The sequence below is a fragment of the Actinophytocola sp. genome, from assembly GCF_035634895.1.
GTDB lineage: Bacteria > Actinomycetota > Actinomycetes > Mycobacteriales > Pseudonocardiaceae > Actinophytocola.
The window spans coordinates 37,076-57,057 of the sequence record NZ_DASQCC010000056.1 but is presented as its reverse complement, the minus strand read 5'-3'; the positions used below and the strand labels follow the sequence as shown (position 1 = coordinate 57,057).

Annotated in this window: 20 protein-coding genes; 16 read left to right on the top strand and 4 right to left on the bottom strand. The window is 70.5% G+C overall.

Going from position 1 to position 19,982, the window contains the following annotated elements; translation table 11 throughout:
• The 5 genes from VET29_RS08390 to folK form a co-directional block, all read left to right on the top strand.
• Positions 1-241: hypothetical protein (locus VET29_RS08390; RefSeq protein ID WP_324917027.1), on the top strand; the 241-nt coding region annotated here is incomplete at its 5' end.
• A 43-nt stretch (positions 242-284) separates the two neighbouring features.
• Positions 285-911, top strand: a complete 627-nt coding sequence (gene folE, locus VET29_RS08385; protein WP_324917024.1) for a GTP cyclohydrolase I FolE — start codon at positions 285-287, stop codon at positions 909-911.
• A complete protein-coding gene (gene folP, locus VET29_RS08380) occupies positions 911-1,738 on the top strand; it encodes a dihydropteroate synthase (protein WP_324917042.1) in 828 nt (275 codons plus the stop codon). Before folE ends, folP begins: the two co-directional genes overlap by 1 nt.
• On the top strand, positions 1,731-2,096 hold the full coding sequence (gene folB / locus VET29_RS08375; RefSeq protein WP_324917021.1) for a dihydroneopterin aldolase: 366 nt from the start codon (positions 1,731-1,733) through the stop codon (positions 2,094-2,096). Before folP ends, folB begins: the two co-directional genes overlap by 8 nt.
• Entirely contained in the window at positions 2,093-2,590 is a 498-nt protein-coding gene (gene folK, locus VET29_RS08370; RefSeq protein WP_324917018.1) for a 2-amino-4-hydroxy-6-hydroxymethyldihydropteridine diphosphokinase, read from the top strand. Before folB ends, folK begins: the two co-directional genes overlap by 4 nt.
• Positions 2,591-2,593: 3 nt before the next feature.
• Here folK and VET29_RS08365 read toward each other — a convergent pair whose 3' ends face one another.
• Positions 2,594-3,502, bottom strand: a complete 909-nt coding sequence (locus VET29_RS08365) for a MerR family transcriptional regulator (protein WP_324917015.1) — start codon at positions 3,500-3,502, stop codon at positions 2,594-2,596.
• A 69-nt stretch (positions 3,503-3,571) separates the two neighbouring features.
• On the opposite strand from VET29_RS08365, the gene VET29_RS08360 reads away from it, so the two are divergent.
• The 7 genes from VET29_RS08360 to VET29_RS08330 all read left to right on the top strand — a co-directional run bounded on the left by VET29_RS08360 (position 3,572) and on the right by VET29_RS08330 (position 10,988).
• Entirely contained in the window at positions 3,572-4,045 is a 474-nt protein-coding gene (locus VET29_RS08360) for a DUF3180 domain-containing protein (protein ID WP_324917012.1), read from the top strand.
• A 57-nt stretch (positions 4,046-4,102) separates the two neighbouring features.
• Entirely contained in the window at positions 4,103-6,463 is a 2,361-nt protein-coding gene (locus VET29_RS08355) for a DUF6779 domain-containing protein (RefSeq protein WP_324917008.1), read from the top strand.
• 332 nt (positions 6,464-6,795) lie between these two features.
• Positions 6,796-7,893 (top strand): PrsW family intramembrane metalloprotease, encoded by a 1,098-nt coding sequence (locus VET29_RS08350; RefSeq protein WP_324917039.1) that lies wholly within the window; start codon positions 6,796-6,798, stop codon positions 7,891-7,893.
• An 80-nt stretch (positions 7,894-7,973) separates the two neighbouring features.
• Positions 7,974-8,870 (top strand): Rossmann-like and DUF2520 domain-containing protein, encoded by an 897-nt coding sequence (locus tag VET29_RS08345; RefSeq protein WP_324917005.1) that lies wholly within the window; start codon positions 7,974-7,976, stop codon positions 8,868-8,870.
• Positions 8,867-9,745: a pantoate--beta-alanine ligase gene (panC, locus tag VET29_RS08340; protein ID WP_414636462.1), complete on the top strand. Its 879-nt coding sequence runs from the start codon at positions 8,867-8,869 to the stop codon at positions 9,743-9,745. Before VET29_RS08345 ends, panC begins: the two co-directional genes overlap by 4 nt.
• Position 9,746: 1 nt before the next feature.
• Entirely contained in the window at positions 9,747-10,208 is a 462-nt protein-coding gene (gene panD, locus VET29_RS08335) for an aspartate 1-decarboxylase (protein WP_324917002.1), read from the top strand.
• Entirely contained in the window at positions 10,209-10,988 is a 780-nt protein-coding gene (locus VET29_RS08330; protein WP_324916998.1) for a type III pantothenate kinase, read from the top strand.
• Here the strand turns inward: VET29_RS08330 and VET29_RS08325 are convergent.
• A complete protein-coding gene (locus VET29_RS08325) occupies positions 10,985-11,722 on the bottom strand; it encodes a class I SAM-dependent methyltransferase (protein WP_324916995.1) in 738 nt (245 codons plus the stop codon). The genes VET29_RS08330 and VET29_RS08325 overlap by 4 nt on opposite strands.
• A gap of 56 nt (positions 11,723-11,778) precedes the next feature.
• On the opposite strand from VET29_RS08325, the gene lysS reads away from it, so the two are divergent.
• Both lysS and VET29_RS08315 read left to right on the top strand, forming a co-directional pair.
• Positions 11,779-13,281: a lysine--tRNA ligase gene (lysS, locus tag VET29_RS08320; protein ID WP_324916992.1), complete on the top strand. Its 1,503-nt coding sequence runs from the start codon at positions 11,779-11,781 to the stop codon at positions 13,279-13,281.
• A 126-nt stretch (positions 13,282-13,407) separates the two neighbouring features.
• A complete protein-coding gene (locus tag VET29_RS08315; RefSeq protein ID WP_324916989.1) occupies positions 13,408-13,758 on the top strand; it encodes an Lsr2 family protein in 351 nt (116 codons plus the stop codon).
• Between the two features lie 27 nt (positions 13,759-13,785).
• On the opposite strand, the gene VET29_RS08310 is transcribed toward VET29_RS08315, so the two are convergent.
• Positions 13,786-14,994 (bottom strand): MFS transporter, encoded by a 1,209-nt coding sequence (locus VET29_RS08310; RefSeq protein ID WP_324916986.1) that lies wholly within the window; start codon positions 14,992-14,994, stop codon positions 13,786-13,788.
• Between the two features lie 66 nt (positions 14,995-15,060).
• Here VET29_RS08310 and VET29_RS08305 point away from each other — a divergent pair, with 66 nt between their 5' ends.
• Positions 15,061-16,038 carry a winged helix-turn-helix domain-containing protein gene (locus VET29_RS08305; RefSeq protein ID WP_324916983.1) on the top strand — a complete coding sequence of 326 codons (978 nt, stop codon included), beginning with the start codon at positions 15,061-15,063 and terminating at the stop codon, positions 16,036-16,038.
• 3 nt (positions 16,039-16,041) lie between these two features.
• On the opposite strand, the gene VET29_RS08300 is transcribed toward VET29_RS08305, so the two are convergent.
• Positions 16,042-16,770: a (2Fe-2S)-binding protein gene (locus tag VET29_RS08300; RefSeq protein ID WP_324916980.1), complete on the bottom strand. Its 729-nt coding sequence runs from the start codon at positions 16,768-16,770 to the stop codon at positions 16,042-16,044.
• Positions 16,771-17,153: 383 nt separating this feature from the next.
• Between VET29_RS08300 and VET29_RS08295 the strand changes: the two genes are divergently transcribed.
• Complete coding sequence (locus VET29_RS08295; protein WP_324916978.1) at positions 17,154-19,697, top strand: ATP-dependent Clp protease ATP-binding subunit; 2,544 nt, start codon at positions 17,154-17,156, stop codon at positions 19,695-19,697.
• The last annotated feature ends 285 nt before the right edge of the window (positions 19,698-19,982 follow it).

The window sequence follows — 19,982 nt, the reverse complement described above, 5'->3', positions numbered from 1 at the left end:
GCAGCCGGGTCCGTACCCGGGCGGTCCGTACGGCCAGCCGTACCCGAGCTACGAGCCGCGCGGCAACGCCGGCCCGCCGAACTACGGTGCCCCGCCCGGGTGGACCCCGGCGACCACGCCGCAGGGCAACAACCAGCCGTGGCGGCCGTCGTGGGACCAGCCGGAGCCGCCGGCCGAGCAGGACCGTCCACAGGATGGGACGGAACGTCGCGACGGTCCCGAATGGAATAGTGGGCGCTGAGGGGTCCTGAGGCTGAGGATCCGCACGGCGACCGGAGGTAGTTGTGACGGTTAACGGGTCCCAGCGGAGCCGGGGCCCGCTGTACACCGGCGGGTCCGTGTTCGACCAGGATCGGGCCGAGAAGGCGGTCCGGGAGCTGCTGCTCGCATGCGGCGAGGACCCGGACCGCGAGGGCCTGCAGGACACCCCGAAAAGGGTCGCCAAGGCATACCTCGAGATGTTCGCGGGTCTGTACACCGACCCGGACGAGGTGCTGGACCGCACGTTCGACGAGGCGCACGACGAGCTCGTGCTGGTCACCGACATCTCGATGTACTCGACGTGCGAGCACCATCTGGTCCCGTTCCACGGCGTCGCCCACGTCGGCTACATCCCGAACGAGCAGGGCAAGGTCACCGGCCTGTCGAAGGTGGCCCGGCTGGTCGACCTGTACGCGAAGCGCCCGCAGGTGCAGGAGCGGCTGACCTCCCAGATCGCGGACGCGCTGGTCCGCAAGCTGGACCCGCGCGGCGTGATCGTCGTGGTCGAGGCCGAGCACCTGTGCATGGCGATGCGCGGCGTCCGCAAGCCCGGCTCGCGTACCACGACGTCCGCGGTGCGGGGCATGTTCCGCAGCTCGGCGACGTCCCGCTCCGAGGCCCTCGCCCTCATCAACGGGCGCACCCGGTGATCCACGCGCTGCCCCGGCCCGGCCGCTGCGCCGTGATGGGCGTGTTGAACGTCACGCCCGACTCCTTCTCGGACGGCGGCCGCTACCTGAACCTGGACGACGCGCTCACACACGGCGTCGAGATCTGGAACGACGGCGCCGACCTGGTCGACGTCGGCGGCGAGTCCACCCGTCCGGGCGCCGACCGCGTGGCCCCGGACGTCGAGATCGCCCGCGTCCTGCCCGTGATCCGTGGCCTGTCGTCGGCGGGGGTGGTGGTGTCGGTGGACACCACGCGTGCGCGGGTGGCGGAGGCGGCGCTGGCGGCCGGCGCGGTGGTGGTGAACGACGTGTCGGGCGGCCTGGCCGACCCGGACATGGCCCGCGTGGTGGCGGACGCGGGCGTGCCGTGGATCCTGATGCACTGGCGCGGCTACTCGAAGGACATGGACTCCCTGGCCACGTACGACGACGTGGTCGCGGACGTGCGCACCGAGCTGTCCCAGCGGGTCGACGCGGCCCTGGCGGCGGGCGTGTCCGCGGATGCCCTGGTGCTGGACCCGGGGCTGGGCTTCGCGAAGCAGGCCGACCACAACTGGGCGTTGTTGCGCCACCTGGACGTGTTGCGGGCCATGGGTTTTCCGGTGTTGGTGGGGGCCTCGCGCAAACGGTTCCTCGGCACGCTGCTGGCGGACAAGGAAGGCGTGCCGAGGCCGCCCGACGGCCGCGAGGAGGCGACCGCGGCGGTCTCGGCGCTGGCCGCGGCCGCGGGGGCGTGGGGCGTGCGGGTACACGACGTGCGGCGTTCGCTGGACGCGGTGAAGGTCGCGGAGGCGCTCAATGGCTGACCGCATCACGCTGACGGGCCTGCGCGTGCGTGCCAACCACGGCGTCTTCGACCACGAGAAGCGCGACGGCCAGGACTTCGTCGTGGACGTGACGGTGTGGGTGGACCTGCCGTCGACGGACGAACTGGCCGACACCGTCGACTACGGCGCACTGGCGTCGCGGGTGGCGGAGATCGTCGGCGGCCCGTCGCGCGACCTGATAGAGACCGTGGCCACGGAGGCGGCGGAGGACCTGATGCGCTGGGACTCCCGCCTACACGCGGCGGAAGTGACCATCCACAAGCCGAACGCCCCGATCCCGTTGACGTTCGAGGACGTGGCCGTGACGATCCGCCGCTCGCGAAAGCGCATGGGATGACCAGGGCGGTCCTGTCCCTTGGCTCGAACCTGGGCGACCGCCTTGGGTTCCTTCGACTGGCGGTGACCGGTCTGCGTGACGTGCTGGAAAAGGTGTCCCCGGTCTACGAGACAGCACCGTGGGGCGTCACCGACCAGCCGGACTTCCTGAACGCGGTCGTGATCGTCCGGTCCCCGTCGACCGACGAGTGGGGCTGGCTGGCCCGCGGCCAGGAACTGGAGAAGGCGGCGGGCCGGGTTCGCGAGCAACGCTGGGGCCCGCGAACACTGGACGTGGACGTGGTCACGGTGGACGGGGTGACGAGCGACCACCCCGACCTCCTCCTCCCACATCCCGGCACCCCGGACAGGGCGACGGTCCTGATCCCATGGCTGGCCATCGAGCCGGACGCCGCCCTACCGGGCCACGGCCCGGTGCGGTCACTGCTGGCGGCGCTTCCGGAGAACGACCGCGCGGACGTGCACGAGCGCGAGGACCTGACCCTGGGCGGTTGACCGTCAGCCCGCGGCGCGCAACGCCGCCTGGATCCACTCCGCGGCCGGCACCTGGGCCGGCCACTGCGGCCAGCCGTTGATCACGGCCATCAGCTGCCAGTACCGCTCCGCCCGCGCGTCGGTCCCGGTCGCGATCTCGTCCGCCACCTCGGCGGCGGACTTCCCGGACGTCGCGGCGATGTCACCCGCCAGTGCCTGCCCGGCGGCCGACGTCGGGGCCTCACCCGCCTCGATGGCCGCCGACGCCCGGGTCGTCCACCCCCGCCACTGGTCGCGCATGTCCTCGAACGGCGCGTCCATCGTCTGCCCGGTCGCGCGGGCCGCCGAGTGAGCCTCGCTCATCCCCCGGATACGGGCGCGGAAGTCCTTGTCCCGCACCAACTCCGCCAGCTCCAGCCACGCCTCCAACTGCTCCGGTGACGGGTCGTCGGGCAGCACCGGCTTGGCCGACCGCATCCCGGCCGCGAACTCCGGGTTGATGTCCAGCCCGCCCATCACCTCGTCCCAGAACTCGTCGAGCAGTGCCGCACGCTCGGCGTCCGTCATCGACGCCATGTCCTTCATCAGTCGCACTCCATCCAGTTCGGTCTCGGTTCTGGCGATCGCGCGGAGCACGGCGCGGCGCAGCTGCAACACCCGGATCTGCTCGTCCAGCAACGCCGCGTGCCGGCGGGCCAGTGTGGCCACCGGCTGCGCGCCGGCCAGTGCGGCCGACGCGTCCGGCAGGCCGAGGCCCAGCTCACGCAGCGTCCGCAGCAGCTCCAGCCGTGCCAGCGACGCCCCGTCGTACAGGCGGTAGCCCGCGTCCGTCCGGTGTGCGGGCGGCAGCAGCCCCTCGTCCGAGTAGAACCGGATCGTGCGGGTCGTCAGGCCCGTTCGCCTGGCCAGCTCGCCGATCGTCAGGAACCCCATGTGCGGCATGCTCAACCTTCCAGTTACTGGAGAGTCAAGCACTTGGTGGAGACCCAGTACCGTTGATGTATGCATTTCACCCGGGTCCGGGATCTGGTCCTCACCGGACTCGTCGCCACCGTGCTGGTCTACCTGCTGGTGCGCAACTTCTACGGCGACATGCCGCCGTTGCCGACCCTCGCCGGCGTCACGTTGCTCGTGCTCGCGATCGTCGAGGCCGGGTTCGGGTTCTCGCTGCGCTCCCGCATCCGCAACCCGCGCAGGGACGTCCAGGCACTCACCGCCGCCCGCGCCGTGGCGCTCGCCAAGGCGTCCTCGCTGCTCGGCGCGATCATGTTCGGCGCCTGGCTCGCGATCCTCGCCTACGTGCTGCCCCGCCGCGCGGAGATAACGGCCGCGGCCGACGACCTGCCCAGCACGGTGGTCGGTGTGACCTGTTCCGCGATCCTGATCGCGGCCGCCCTTTATCTCGAATGGTGCTGCCGTGCGCCGCGTGACCAGGACAATCAGCCACCCGAGCGGAGTTCCGACGCGAACGGATGATCTTAATTCCGAATCGTAATGGTCTCGACCTCATAACAGACCGGTACGGTGTGTCCCATGAACGCCCGCCGCGACTCTCCCGACGGGCCCGAGGCCGCCTCGATCGCCGGCCGCGCGTTACTCGTCGGCGCGGTCGTGTTCGCCGCGGCCGCGACCGCGTTGCTGGTGCTGACCGACCAGGAGAAGTGGTTGCGGCTGGGCATCGTGGCGGCCCTGTGGGCCGCGCTGGCCGGCAGCTTCCTCGCGGCGCGGTACCGCAGGCAGGTCGCCGAACAGCGGGAGGCGCTGGCCGAGCGGCAGCGGATCTACGAGCTGGAGCTGGAACGGGAGATCGCCGCCCGCCGCGAGCACGAGCTGACGGTCGAGGCCGAGGCCAAGCGCAGAGCCGAGGAGACCTCCCGCGACGACATCGCCGCGTTGCGCGGTGAGCTGCAGAACCTCCGGCAGACGCTGGAAGGCCTGATGGGCGGCGAGTTCCTGGTCGAGCGGTATGCCCTACAGGCCGAGGCGACCCGCATGCGCTCACTCGCCGAGGACCGCTCCCTGTCCGTGCGCCGCGACGTCAAGCACCTCCCCGCCGCACAGCTCAAGCAGGCGAACGTCGTGATCCCGCCGATCGTCCGTGAGGCCGAGACCGAGCTGATCGAACGCGTCCGCGAACAACACCAGAAACAACGCCCCGCCCGCCCCGAACCCCGCGTCGCCGACTCCCGCCCACCGTCACAGCCCCGCCGCCCCGACCGCTCAGCCCGCCCCGAACGATCGACACCCGAACAGGTGAACCCCACCCCGCAGCCGGCCCCCCGCCAGCCGCACCCGGCCGAGATGTCCGACCGCTGGTTCATGCCGGACGGCCTCGCCGAGCCGCAGCCATCCCGCCGTTCGGAACAGCCCCGCCGCCAGGACTCCCAGCGCCCACCAGACCCCGCGCCGCGCCGCGCCGCCACCCCGGCCTGGAGCGACAGCGCACAGGAGTGGGACCCGTCCTGGGAGGAGCAGTCACCGGCAGCACACAGCCACCCGCGGCTCCCGTCGACGAGCAGTTCGAACCCGTCGGCGAGCTACCCGGCGATGCCGCCGGTGAGTCGCCCCGGTTCGGCGGCAAGCCGTGCGAATCCTGCCGCGAGTCAGCCTGGGTTGCCGGCGGTGAGCAACTCGAACCCGGCGGGGAGTTATCCGGGGATGCCGGCCGTAGGCCGTTCGAACTCGGCGGCGAGTTCGCCAGGGTCGTCGCAGGCGAGTCGTGCCAATCCTGCGAGTCAACCCGGGCTGCCGTCGGGCCGTTCGAATTCGGCGGCGAGTTCCACAGGGTCGCACGCAAGTCGTGCCAACCCTGCGGCGAGTCAACCTGGGCCAGCGGTGGGCCGTTCCAACTCAGCGGAGAGCTACCCGGGAATGCCGCCAGTGAGTCATGCCAATCCTGCGGCAAGTCAGCCCGGGTTGCCGGCGGTGGGTCGTTCGAATTCGGCAGCGAGCCAACCAGGATGGCCAGCATCGAGCCGCCCCAACCCAGCGGCGACCGGCCACCCGGGATTGCCGTCCGTGGCCCGCTCGAATTCGGCGGCGAATCCCCCTGGGGTGCCCGCGGCGGCTCATGCCGACCCGTCGACAAGCCATCCAGGGTTGCCGCCGGTGGGGCGTGCCAACCACGCGGCGAGCCCCCTTGGCCCCCCGGCTCAAGGGCACGCCAACCTGGCCGCGAGCAATCCAGGACTGCCGGCGGTGAGCCGCCCCAACCCGGCCACCAACTACCCCGGTCACACGCACGCCCAGGCGAGCCACCCCGGTTTCCCTCCGGTGCAGGCGAGCCACCCCGGTTTCCCTCCGGTGCAGGCGAGTCATCCCGGTTTCCCTCCAGCCCGGCCGGCACAGGCCAGCAGCCCCGGCTTCCCAGCGGCCCCCACAAGCAGCCCCGGCTTCCCAGCGCTCCCCACGCCGGCCCAGGCGAGCAGCCTCGGTTTCCCAGCGGCCCCCACGCCGGCGCAGGACACCGGCACCCACCACGCCGCGGCCCCCAACGCCGGCGCGCCACTCGGCGGCCGGGCGGAGCAGACGAGCTGGCTCGCGCAGTACAACCAACAGGGCGTGGAGCCGACCTACGGCAGCCGCGCATACGTGCCGCAACAGGCACGCCAGCAGCAGGACCAGTCGAGCCTGCGCAACGTCTGGCAACAGGTCAACCCGCCGCCCGCACCCGCGCAGCCGGAGGAGGGCGGCCACCGCCACCGCGCCGAGGAGGAGGACGACTCGGGCGGCGGCCGCCGTCGCCGGGCCGAGGGCCAACCCTCCTGGCAGGAGACCGTCGGCAAGCGAGCCGAGGAGTCCGGCTCCCACGCCTCGGGCCGCTCGGTGAACGAACTGCTCGCCAACCACGGCCTCGACGCCAACCCCCGCCGCCGACGCCGCCGCGAGGACTGACCCACCCCCCGAACACCGCGAGTCCCGCGTTCAACCACACCGAGTCGCGGCTTCACGCACACCAAGTTGCGGTTTCAGGCACACCGAGTTGCGGTTCCGTGCACCCGCACCCGGGCCATCCGGGCGAGACCTGCACCAAACCGCAACTCGGTATGTGCGGATGCGGGACTCGCGGTGTGCGAACGCGGGACTCGCGGCGTTTGAACGCGGGACTCGTGGTGTGTGGACGTGGGGCTCATTGGCGCCGTTAGGGTGATCGCGTGCACCCTGCTCGGCCGCCGCGTCGGCATACTCCGCGACGGCGGACCGTTCTTCTTCCCGTTGCCGCGTTGATGGTGCTCGCGGCCTGTGGGCTGACGCTTCTCGCGATCTCCACCGCGCGGGTCGGGCTTGTCGCCGAGCTGGTCGGGATCGTGGCGGCGCTCGTGCCCGTCGCGTCGATCGTGGCCGCGCTTCTGTGGATCGACCGCTGGGAGCCGGAGCCGGCGCGCATGCTGTGGCTGGCGTTCGGCTGGGGCGCGAGCGTCGCGGCGATCACGGCTCTGCTGGTCAACAACACCGCCGCGGCCATCGGTGACAAGCTGCTCGGCCACGGGGGCGGCGACAAGATCAGCGCCATCGTGTCCGCGCCGCTGTTCGAGGAGGCGCTCAAGGGCGTCTTCGTCCTCGGCGTCATGTACTTCCTGCGCAACGAGTTCGACGGCGTGATCGACGGCGTCGTCTACGCGGGCTTCGTCGCGGCCGGGTTCGCGTTCACCGAGAACATCTACTACTTCGGCCGCGCGTTCGCCGAGCACGGCTTCGGCAACGCCGGCACCGGCGGCGTGGTCACCGCGTTCATCCTGCGCGGCGTGCTGTCGCCGTTCACGCACCCGCTGTTCACGGCCATGATCGGCATCGGCGCCGGCATCGCCGTGCGCACGCCCAGCCGGTACCTCCGCGTCCTGGCGCCGCTCGCCGGCTACCTCCTCGCCGTCCTGCTGCACGCCATGTGGAACGCGGCCGCGACGCTCGGCACCCCGACGACGTTCCTGAACGTGTACTTCCTGGTCATGGTGCCGATCTTCATCGCGGGCGTGATGCTGGTCAGCTGGCACCGGCGCCGCGAGCAGCGGATCGTGGCCCGCGCGCTGCCCGAGATGGTCGACCGCGGCTGGGTCGACCCCGCCTACGTGCGACGCCTGGTCACGCTCACGGCCCGGCGCCGCTGGCGGGTGCAGGCCGGGCGCAAGCGGGGCCGGAGCGCGGCCCGCGCCGTCGGCACCTACCAGGCCGCGGTCACCGAGCTGGCCTTCCTCTGGCACGCCGTCCGCATCGGTCTGGCCGGCGCCGACGCGCAGGACCGCGAGGCCCGCCTGATCACCGTCCTGCACGCCGCGAAGGCCGACCTCCCCGCCCGCACCCAGGAACGGCGGCCGGGCCCGCCCTGAAGTACCCCTTCGGGCCGGGCCGCCCCGCCGCGTACGCGTGCGCGAAGTTACGCTTCCGTCGGGAGAGCTAGGGAGGCGGAATGAACCGGCCCGCACGCCTTGCCGTCGGGGTGGTCTCCACCGGCCGCGTCGGCGCGGTGCTCGGGGCCGCCCTCATGCGCGCCGGTCACACGGTCGTCGCCGCCTCCGGCGTGTCCAAGGAGTCCGTCCAGCGTGCCGAGGAGCTGCTGCCCGACGTCCCGCTCCTCCCGCCCGACGAGGTGGTCCGCCGGGCCGACCTCGTGTTGCTCGCCCTCCCCGACGACGCACTGCGCGGCATGGTCCGCGGCCTCGCCGCCGCCGACGCGCTGCGTTCCGGCCAGATCGTCGTGCACACCTGTGGCGCACACGGCGTCGACGTCCTCGCGCCGGCGGCCGAGCGGGGCGCCCTGCCGCTCGCCCTCCACCCGGTGATGACCTTCACGGGCCGGGCCGAGGACCTCGAACGCCTCGCCACCTGCTGCTTCGGCGTCACGGCCGGCGACGGTGACGAGGCCGCCTGGAGCGTCGGCGAGGCGCTGGTGGTGGAGATGGGCGCCGAGCCCGTCCGCATCCCGGACGCCGCCCGCCCGCTCTACCACACCGCGCTGGCCCACGGCGCGAACCACCTGGTCACGCTGGTCGCCGAGGCGGCGGACCTGCTCAAGCAGGCCGGCGTCGGCGACCCCAACCGCATGCTCGGCCCGCTGCTGTCCGCCGCGCTGGACAACGCACTGCGCCACGGTGACCGCGCGCTCACCGGCCCGGTCGCCCGCGGCGACGTCGGCACCGTCAAGGCCCACCTGCGGGTGCTCGCCGAGAACGCGCCGGAGATGCTGTCCACCTACCGCGCGCTCGCCGCGCGCACCGCGGAACGGGCCGAGGAGAGCGGGCTCCTGCGACCGGACCTCGCTCCCGACGTCTTCGCGGCGCTCGAACCCGGAGAGGATCGCCGATGACGCCGAGGTTCACCCCCGGCCAGCTACACGTCCACAGTGGACTGGAAGACATGGTGGCCACCGCGCGCGCCCTGCGGGCGGTCGGCCGGAAGATCGCACTCGTGCCGACCATGGGCGCACTGCACGACGGCCACCGCCAGCTGATGCGCACCGCGCGCCGGCTGCCCGGCACCGTGCTGGCCGCGTCCATCTTCGTCAACCCGCTGCAGTTCGGGCCGGACGAGGACTACGACCGCTACCCGCGGCCGCTGGAGCAGGACCTCCAGGCATGCGGGGAGGAACGCGTCGAGCTCGTGTTCACGCCGTCGCGCGAGGACATGTACCCGGGTGGTCCGGAGGTGACCGTCGACCCGGGACCACTCGGCGGCGAGCTGGAAGGCGCGTCCCGCCCAGGACACTTCGCGGGCGTGCTGACCGTGGTGTCCAAGCTCCTCAACATCATCCGCCCGGACTACGCGGTGTTCGGCGAGAAGGACTACCAGCAGCTCACGCTGGTCAGGAAGCTGGTCCGGGACCTCAACCACGACGCGCGGATCATCGGTGTCCCGATTGTCCGGGACACCGACGGCCTGGCCCGTTCGTCCCGGAACGCCTACCTGGCCGGTGACCAGCGGACGGCGGCCGTCACACTGTCCGCGGCACTGACGGCCGGCGCGCGGGTCAGCGCCGGCGGTGCTGGAGTCGTGCTGGAGTCCGCGCGTGCCGTGCTCGACGAGGAGCCACTGGTCGAGGTCGACTATCTGGAGCTACGGGGCGCCGACCTGGGTCCGGCGCCCGAGCGTGGGGAGGCGCGGCTCCTCGTGGCCGCGCGGGTGGGCACGACGCGGTTGATCGACAACGCCCCGGTGAACCTGGGTGGCGAGGGGGAGAACTGACATGTTCCGCACGATGCTCAAATCCAAGATCCACCGGGCGACGGTGACCCAGGCCGACCTGCACTACGTCGGCTCGGTCACCGTGGACCCGGTACTGATGGAGGCGGCGGACCTGCTGGAGGGCGAGCAGGTCGCGATCGTCGACGTCACCAACGGCGCCCGGCTCGAGACGTACGTGATCACCGGCGAGCGGGGCAGCGGCGTCATCGGCATCAACGGCGCCGCCGCGCACCTGGTGCACCCGGGCGACACCGTGATTCTCATCTCGTACGGCCTGATGGACGCCGCGGAGGCGGCCGTTCACCGCCCGCGCGTGGTGTTCGTCGACGAGGCCAACAAGATCGTCGACCGCGGCTCGGTGCCCGCCTACGTGCCGGCGGGCCACAGCCTGGTGAGCGGCGCCATCTCCGCGGAGACCGCCGACGCGGCGATGCTCGACGCGTTGCTGCAGTCGGAGCGCTGAGTGCTCCTCACGATCGACGTCGGCAACACGAACATCGCCCTGGGGCTGTTCGCCGGCGCCGAGCTGGTCCACGACTGGCGGATGCGGACCGACCCGCAGATGACCGCCGACGAGCTGGCGCTGACGATGCGCGGCCTGCTCGGCGAGTACGCCGAGTCGGTCACGGGTGTGTCGGCCCTGTCGACGGTCCCCGCGGTGCTGCGTGAGCTGCGGGTGATGCTCAGCAGGTACTACCGGTCCGTGCCGAGGGTGATCGTCGAGCCCGGCGTGCGCACCGGTGTCCCGCTGCTGGTGGACAACCCGAAGGAGGTGGGCGCCGACCGGGTGATCAACACGCTGGCGGCCCACCACCTGCACGAGACGACCTGCGTGGTGGTCGACTTCGGCACGTCGACGAACATCGACGTGATCTCCGCGCGCGGCGAGTTCCTCGGCGGGGTGTTCGCGCCCGGCATCGAGATCTCGGTGGACGCGCTCGCGGCCCGCGCGGCGGCGCTGCGGAAGGTCGAGGTGGTCCGCCCGAAGTCGGTGATCGGCAAGAACACGGTCGAGTGCCTGCAGTCGGGCATCATCTACGGCTTCACGGCCCAGGTCGACGGCCTGGTCCGCCGCATCATCGACGAGCTGCACCGCACGTCCCACCCCGGCGAGGTGACGGTCATGGCGACGGGCGGCCTGGCCCCGCTGGTGGTCGACGAGTCCGAGACGATCACCGACCACCGCCCGGACCTGACCCTGCTGGGCCTGCGCCTCGTCTTCGAACGCAACGCCCCCCGCTAGTGCGGTCCCGACGCGCGTAGCACCCTCGTCGTCAGCGGCAGGTCGAACTCACCACCGGACGTCTCCGGCCGGGCCGCCAGGTAGGCGCGGATCCGGGACAACATGGCGGCGCGCTCGTCCGGGGGCAGCACCAGCAGCCATGAGCGCGTGCCGAACGTCTCCGCCATCGACTCGATCGTGCGCCGGTGGGTGTGCGGGAACGACGCCTCCTCGAACGGCGCGAACCCCGGATGCGCCGGCAGCACGAACCGCTCCGGCGTGATGTTGCGACGGGTGTCCGACACCTCGACGAGCCCGGCCACCCATTCGACGGTGTCGTCCTCGCCGTTCCACAGCGCGCCGAAGCCGCCACCCGGGCGCAGCACCCGCGCGATCTCGCCGAGGGCCGCCGGCTGGTCGAACCAGTGGAACGCCTGCCCGACGAGCACCGCGTCGACCGAGCCGGCGGCCAGCGGGATCTCCTCAGCCGCCCCGGCCAACGCGTTGACCTGTGGGAACCGGTCGGACAGCTCGGCGCGCATGCCGTCGTCCGGCTCCACCGCGGTCACCGTCAGCCCCAGCGGGAGCAGCCCCTCGGTCAGCTTCCCGGTGCCGGCCGCCAGGTCCAGCACGTCGCGGACCGGGCGGGCCGCCGCGCCGAGTGCCCACCGCACGCTGTCCGCCGGGTAGCCCGGCCGGTGCTCCGCGTAGTCGGCCGCCCGCGCGCCGAACGAACGGGCTCGGTTGGCATCCATGGGACCAAACTAACCCGATACCGCGAGGCCAGCGGCCGACCGTACCCTGTTCTACCGTGACCGACGAATCGCAGGAACCGCAGGCCGACGACCTTCCTGAGCAGCTTCGGGTCCGTCGTGAGAAGCGGGCGCGGCTCCTTGACGACGGGGTCGATCCTTATCCCGTGGAACTGCCGCGCACGCACTCTCTTCGGCAGATTCGCGAGGCGTTTTCGGATCTGACACCGGACACGGCCACCGGAGATGTGGTGGGCGTCACTGGCCGGATCATCTTTCTGCGCAATACGGGCAAGCTCTGTTTCGCGACCCTGCAAGAAGGAGACGGCGCCGAACTGCAGGCGATGCTCAGCCTGAACAAGGTGGGTGAGGCATCGCTTTCGGAGTGGAAGAGCCTCGTCGACATCGGTGATCACGTTTTCGTGCGTGGTGAGGTAATCACGTCACGGCGTGGCGAGCTGTCCGTTCTCGCCGACGAATGGCGGATGGCGGCCAAGGCACTCCGGCCGTTGCCGGTCGCGCACAAGGACCTGAACGAGGAAACCCGCATTCGGCAGCGCTATGTCGACCTGATCCTGCGCCCCCAGGCCCGGGAAACGGTACGCACTCGAGCGGGCGTGGTCCGTTCATTGCGCGACAGTTTCCACGGGCGCGGTTTCCTCGAGGTCGAGACCCCGATGCTGCAGACGTTGCACGGTGGTGCCACCGCGCGCCCATTCGTCACACACTCGAACGCGATGAGCATGGACCTCTACCTGCGTATCGCGCCGGAACTGTTCCTCAAGCGGTGTGTGGTCGGCGGTATCGAGAAGGTCTTCGAGATCAACCGCAACTTTCGTAACGAAGGCAGCGACTCATCGCATTCGCCGGAGTTCGCGATGCTCGAGTTCTACGAGGCCTACGGCACCTACGACACGATGGCCGTGCTGACCCGTGAGCTGGTCCAGGAGGCCGCGCAGGCCGTGTTCGGCACTCAGGTCGTGACGCTCGCCTCCGGCGAGGAGTACGACCTGTCCGGCGAATGGGCCAACCTGTCCATGTACCCGTCGCTGTCCGCGGCGCTCGGCACCGAGGTCACCCCGCAGACCCCGGCCGACCTGCTGCACAAGCACGCCGGGGACCTCGACCTGGAGGTCGACCCGAAGCTCACCCACGGCAAGCTCGTCGAGGAGCTGTGGGAGCACCTCGTCGGCGCCGGGCTGCACGAGCCCACGTTCGTGCGGGACTTCCCGGTCGAGACCTCGCCGCTGACCCGCGAGCACCGGAGCATCCCCGGCGTGGCCGAGAAATGGGATCTCTACGTCCGGGGATTCGAGCTGGCCACCGGCTATTCGGAGCTGGTCGACCCGGTTGTGGAACGGCAGCGGCTGGTCGAACAGGCCGCCATGCGTGCCGGTGGCGATGACGAGGCGATGCGTCTCGACGAGGACTTCTTGCGGGCGCTGGAGTACGGAATGCCGCCGAGCGGCGGTGTCGGAATGGGCATCGATCGGTTGCTCATGGCGCTCACCGGCCTTGGCATACGGGAGACCATCCTGTTTCCGCTCGTGCGCCCGGAATGAGCCCGGTTCGCACACGGAACACGCTAACCTAATCAAGGATTTGCGTTAGGCTGGTTAAAGGGAGTATTCGTATATCGTGCTGCGGCACGTTACCGGTCCCTGTGTGCAAACCTGAGGAGGGCGCAGATGGCGCAGAAGGTCACGGTTAGCCTGGTCGACGACCTCGACGGTTCCCAAGCGGAGGAGACCGTCGAGTTCGGTTTGGATGGCGCGTTCTACGAGATCGACCTCTCTGAGGACAATGCGGAGCGGTTGCGTGGCGCCCTCTCCGAATACGTCGAGCATGCGCGCCGGTCCGGTGGCCGTAAGCGGCCGCTCGGGCGCTTGGCCGGTGCCGGCCGTGCCCCCCGAACCGCTTCGGCGGATCGGGAACAGAACCAAGCAATGCGTGAGTGGGCACGCAAGCAGGGCATGAACATCTCCGATCGTGGTCGAATCCCGAAGGAAGTCGCCGAGGCGTACAACGCGCAGGCCTGAACACTTTCTGTGTGAAAGCGCCGGTGATTAACTGAGCACCGGCGTTTTCGCCCGCCCTCGCGACGCGACGGCGAGCCACCCCGCGACGCCGAGCGTCGCGACGCCCGCGAGCGCCATCGCGGACCCGACCGGCATCACCTCCGTCAGCACGCCGAACAGCAGCGGACCGACACCCTGCAGCGTCATCAGACCGGTGGAGAGCAGCCCGAACGCCTGACCACGGGCGTCGTCGGGCAGCGCGTCCCTGAACGGTCCCTGCAGGCCGAGCCCGAACGCGAAGCCGCAACCGAGCACCACCATCAGCACCCCGGCGACCACCGGGTCGAGGTCGAACGCGAAGCCGAGCAGCGGCAGCCCGAGCACCACGACCAGCGGCGCGACGGCCCGCTGCCTCGCCAGCGGCGAGAACGCCCGGGCGACCACCAGGTTGCCGGCGAACATGCCGACGGGGATGCACCCGAGGATCACGCCGGCCGCGCCGTCGGGGAAGTGCCGCAGCGTCGCGTAGGGGATCAGCAGGCTCTCCGCGCCGACCACGAACCCGGCCGGCAGCCAGTTCGCGATCATGAGCCGCCTGATCGTCCGGTCGGCGAGCAGCTCCCGCGCGCCGTGGAAGCTCTGCCGGACCAGTGACCGGTCACCGGTCCTGCCAGGCGCGGGCAGCAGCGGCAGTGCCACCCGCGCCCAGACCGCCGCGAGCGCGTGGCACACGGCGGTCACCACCAGGGCGGCGTGCGGCCCGATGGCCGCGACCGCCAACCCGCCCCCGGCCAGCCCGATGATCTGCGCCGCCGAGTTGGCCAGCTGGAACAACCCGCGGCCCACGACGAACGCGTCGCCGGTCAGCACGTCCGCGGTCAGCCGGCCCGCGGTGCCGTTGAACACCGGCGCGAGACACCCGATGCCCGCGACCAGCAGCAGGCTCGCCCACACCGGCAGGCCGACCGCGAGCAGCACGGCGGCGGCGGCCTCGAGCAGGTAGCCGGTGACGATCAGGAACCGGGGCCGGAGCAGGTCGGGCAGGGCGCCGAGCACCAGGCCGCCGACGACCTGGGGGAGGAACGAGATGCCGAACGTCAGTGCGCCGAGCAGTGCGGACCCGGTCGTGGTGAACACGAGCACCGACAGCGCGACGGTCCGCAGCGTGTCGGCGCCGACCGCGAGCGAGCGGGTGAGGAAAACCGTGCGGTAGACCGGCACGGCGAGGACCTCGCGGAAGGTGGCGCGTTCACTCACCAACGCAGTGTTCGTGCCGTGCCTGCTCGGCACCACTGTTTCGCCGCTGGGCGTAAGGTCACGAGGGTGCTGAGGTTCGTCGCCGGCCGGGACGACCTGCTGAACAGCCGTTTCGCGCTCTCCCCGATCGTCGAGCTGGAGAACCTGCTGCGAAAGCTGAACCGCAGGCACCCGCCGCTGCCGCCGGAGTGGGCGGCCCGGGTCACGCCGGCGTACGGGCGGCTGCGCAGGGAGACGGCACTGGACGCGGTTCTGGCGCTGCAGAGCGCCCGGTACGGCCCGGCGTTCGTGGTGCAGCCGCCGGCGAGCATGACCCAGACGATCGAACAGGACCTGGCCGCGATCCGGGCCACGCCACTGGCACAGGCCCGCCACGAGATCGAGGAGTGCCTGTCCCGCGAGTCGACCGCGGACGAACGGGTGCTGAAGGTGCTCCGCGACCCGTCGGTGGCGACCATCCTGGCCGACGCGATGGCGGTGGCGTGGCACGAGCTGGTCGCGCCCGACTGGCCGGTGCTGCGGGCGATCCTGGAACGCGACGTGATCCACCGCGGAGGCCTGCTGAGCACCGGCGGCTGGCACGCGGCACTGGACGGCCTGCACGAACGCCTGCGCTGGCACGACGGCGCCATCGAGATGTCCGGCCTCGACGGCACGTTCCACCTGGACGGCGCCGGTCTGCTGCTCGTGCCGTCGGTGTACGGCTGGCCCAAGGCCGGCGTCTACACGGAACCGCCGTGGCCGAGGACCCTGGTGTACCCGGCCCGCGGGACGGCCGCGCTGTGGGAGCCGTCGACGGCCACGCCCCCGGACGCGCTGGCGTCCCTGCTGGGCCGGACGAGAGCACGGCTGCTGGTGGCCCTGTCGGACCCGGCGAGCACGACCCAGCTGGCGAAGACCCTGTCGCTGGCCCCGGGCGCCGTGGGCGACCACCTGGCGGTCCTCCGCAACGCCGGCCTGGTGACCCGGGCCCGCGCCGGCCGCTCGGTCCTCTACCGCCGAACCCCGCTGGGCGACGCCCTGTCCGCCGGCGGGGGAGAGTGAGACTCAGTACTTCTTGCACACCCTGGGGCACGTCTCGCAGACGCCCTGGCCGGCCTTCATGAGGTAGTGGAAGCAGCAGCTCTCCCGCCGCCGCGTCCAGCGGGTGTGCCCCATCGCGTCGGACACCGGCCGCAGCGTCGACGCCGACGTCAGCGGTTCGAAGCGGTCCTCCAGCAGCAGTGCCGCGTCGAGCACCCCGGCCACCTCGTCGCCGCCGTACCGGCCCGCGAGCCACATCCAGTTGTCGAGCGCGTCCGTCGCGGCGCCCCACAGGGTGTGCCGGCCGAAGCGGACGGTCTTGCCGAACGACGCGACGAACTGCGCGGCGTGTGCGGTGAAGCGCCCGCGCAGCACGGCCGCGAGCGCTCGCTCGTCGGTCACCACGGTCGCGTTGGGCGTCCCGGCGGCCGGGTCGTCCGGGAGGCACACGAAGTCGTCGGCCAGCACCGCGATCGAGTCCGGGTGGGGTCTCGGTTGACTCTTGCGGAACGCAAGGTGCTCCGGACGCAGGGACGGCACGCGTCGTTCATGATGGAACAGGAGCGCGGCCAGGTAGGCGGGCACCGAGAGGTACCAGGACATGACGTAGCCGGCGGTGGTCCGTTCGGGTGCTTCGCCGTACCGGTCGTGCAGCCAACCTGCGAGTTCCTGCCGCCACATGGTGAACGACTCGGGCGCGGACAGTAGTTCCGCGCAGGTCACCCAGCCGGTCGAGTCGTCGGGGAGGCCCATTCGAATGTGGGTCTTTACCTGGTAGGACCCTGCCCTGGACACTGAGTCCTCGAGGTCGGCCACGTACGCGGCGGTCACAAGCCGTAGGCTTGGACTGGTCCGCATGGGTGGCCTCCGTCGTCAATTAAGGTGAGCCTAGCCTAATTCTAGCGGACAGTCATGATCGTCGCGAGCTGAGCATTTGGACTGTTCGCGGACAGCGGACATACGTGGCTGGCGGAATCCTCCCTCGTAGTTGCACGTTGTTCTTTGTGAAGCTCACGGATAGCCGTAAGTGGTACTGAGAGCGACATGAGTGACGACTAGAGTGGTCTTCACGGTGCTGAACCCCGTCGCGCGGAGGCGGGTACTAAGGGCCGCCGGCGCAGCAGTCAGGAGTGCAGATGTTTGAGAGGTTCACCGACCGCGCGAGGCGGGTGGTTGTCCTGGCCCAGGAAGAGGCCAGGATGCTCAACCACAACTACATCGGCACCGAGCACATCCTCCTGGGGTTGATCCACGAGGGTGAAGGTGTCGCCGCCAAGGCGCTCGAGTCACTGGGTATCGCCCTTGAGGGCGTGCGGCAGCAGGTCGAGGAGATCATCGGCCAGGGCCAGCACGCACCTAGCGGGCACATCCCCTTCACCCCACGGGCCAAGAAGGTCCTCGAGCTGTCGCTGCGGGAGGCGCTCCAGCTCGGTCACAACTACATCGGTACCGAGCACATCCTCCTGGGCCTGATCCGGGAGGGCGAGGGCGTCGCCGCACAGGTGCTCGTCAAGCTCGGGGCCGATCTCAACCGCGTACGCCAGCAGGTGCTGCAGCTGCTGTCCGGTTACCAGGGCAAGGAGCCCGCGGAGACCGGCGGCCGCGGCGAGGGCACCCCGTCCTCCTCGCTGGTGCTCGACCAGTTCGGTCGCAACCTCACCGCCTCGGCGCGGGAGGGCAAGCTCGACCCGGTCATCGGGCGGGCCAAGGAGATCGAGCGGGTCATGCAGGTGCTGTCCCGCCGCACCAAGAACAACCCCGTGCTCATCGGCGAGCCCGGCGTCGGCAAGACGGCCGTCGTCGAGGGCCTCGCGCAGATGGTCGTCAAGGGCGAGGTCCCGGAGACGCTGAAGGACAAGCAGCTCTACACGCTGGACCTCGGCTCGCTCGTCGCCGGCTCGCGCTACCGCGGTGACTTCGAGGAGCGGCTGAAGAAGGTCCTCAAGGAGATCCGCACGCGCGGCGACATCATCCTGTTCATCGACGAGATCCACACCCTCGTGGGTGCGGGTGCCGCCGAGGGCGCGATCGACGCCGCGTCGATCCTCAAGCCGATGCTCGCCCGAGGCGAGCTGCAGACGATCGGCGCGACGACGCTCGACGAGTACCGCAAGTACGTCGAGAAGGACCCCGCGCTGGAGCGCCGCTTCCAGCCGATCCAGGTCGGCGAGCCGACGCTCGAGCACACGATCGAGATCCTGAAGGGCCTGCGGGACCGTTACGAGGCACACCACCGCGTGACGATCACCGACCCCGCCCTGGTCGCCGCCGCGACGCTGGCCGACCGGTACATCAACGACCGGTTCCTGCCCGACAAGGCGATCGACCTGATCGACGAGGCCGGCGCCCGCATGCGCATCCGTCGCATGACCGCGCCGCCGGACCTGCGCGAGTTCGACGAGAAGATCGCCGAGGTGCGCCGCGAGAAGGAGAGCGCGATAGACGCGCAGGACTTCGAGCGGGCCGCCAAGCTCCGCGACAAGGAGAAGACGCTGCTCGGCCAGAAGGCGGAGCGCGAGAAGCAGTGGAAGGACGGTGACCTGGACGTCGTCGCCGAGGTGGACGACGAGCAGATCGCCGAGGTCCTGGCCAACTGGACCGGTATCCCCGTGTTCAAGCTCACCGAGGAGGAGACCACGCGTCTGCTCCGCATGGAGGACGAGCTGCACAAGCGGATCATCGGCCAGGAGGACGCCGTCAAGGCGGTCTCGCAGGCCATCCGCCGTACTCGTGCCGGCCTGAAGGACCCGCGCCGTCCGTCCGGCTCGTTCATCTTCGCCGGCCCGTCCGGTGTCGGTAAGACCGAGCTGTCGAAGGCGCTGGCGAACTTCCTGTTCGGCGACGACGACGCCCTGATCCAGATCGACATGGGCGAGTTCCACGACCGATACACCGCCTCGCGGCTCTTCGGTGCCCCTCCGGGGTACGTGGGCTACGAGGAGGGCGGCCAGCTGACGGAGAAGGTGCGTCGCAAGCCGTTCTCGGTGGTGCTGTTCGACGAGATCGAGAAGGCGCACCAGGAGATCTACAACACGCTCCTGCAGGTGCTGGAGGACGGTCGCCTGACGGATGGTCAGGGCCGCACGGTCGACTTCAAGAACACGGTCATCATCTTCACGTCGAACCTCGGCACGCAGGACATCTCGAAGGCCGTGAACCTGGGCTTCTCGAGCGGCGGCGAGGGCCAGACGTACGACCGCATGAAGCAGCGCGTCGACGACGAGCTGAAGAAGCACTTCCGCCCCGAGTTCCTCAACCGTATCGACGACATCATCGTGTTCCACCAGCTCACCGAAGAGCAGATCGTCAAGATGGTGGACCTGATGATCACCCGCGTCGAGACGCAGCTGAAGAACAAGGACATGGCCATCGAGCTGACGCCGATCGCCAAGAAGCTGCTCGCGACCCGAGGCTTCGACAAGGTGCTGGGTGCCCGTCCGCTCCGCCGGACGATCCAGCGCGAGATCGAGGACCAGCTGTCGGAGAAGATCCTGTTCGGCGAGATCCAGCCGGGCCAGATCATCATCGTCGACGTCGAAGGCTGGGACGGCGAGGAGGGCACCGCGACGGAGAACGCCAAGTTCACCTTCCGCGGCGAGCCCAAGCCCGCCAAGGTCCCGGACGTCCCACCGGTCAACCTGGCCACCTCCGCCGGCGACGACGCCAGCGAGTCAGCCTGACCTGACCAACGCACGCACGAAGGCCGCGCTCCTCATCGGGAGCGCGGCCTTCGCGCATGAAAGGTCTGTGGACAAGTCCCACCCGAGCCTCCTACCGAGAGTGACAAAACTCGACCAAAGTCTCCCCGATCCCTTGAATTTCCGCCCCAACCCCGCCCCACCGAGTGAAAGTTATCCACAGCCCGCGCTGACCAGCAAAGATGTCCCCCCAACCCGGTAGAATGGCAAGCGGGGTGCCCCCCGGGTTCGGGTGGGGGCTGCCCACTCAACCATCTGTGTTGGCGT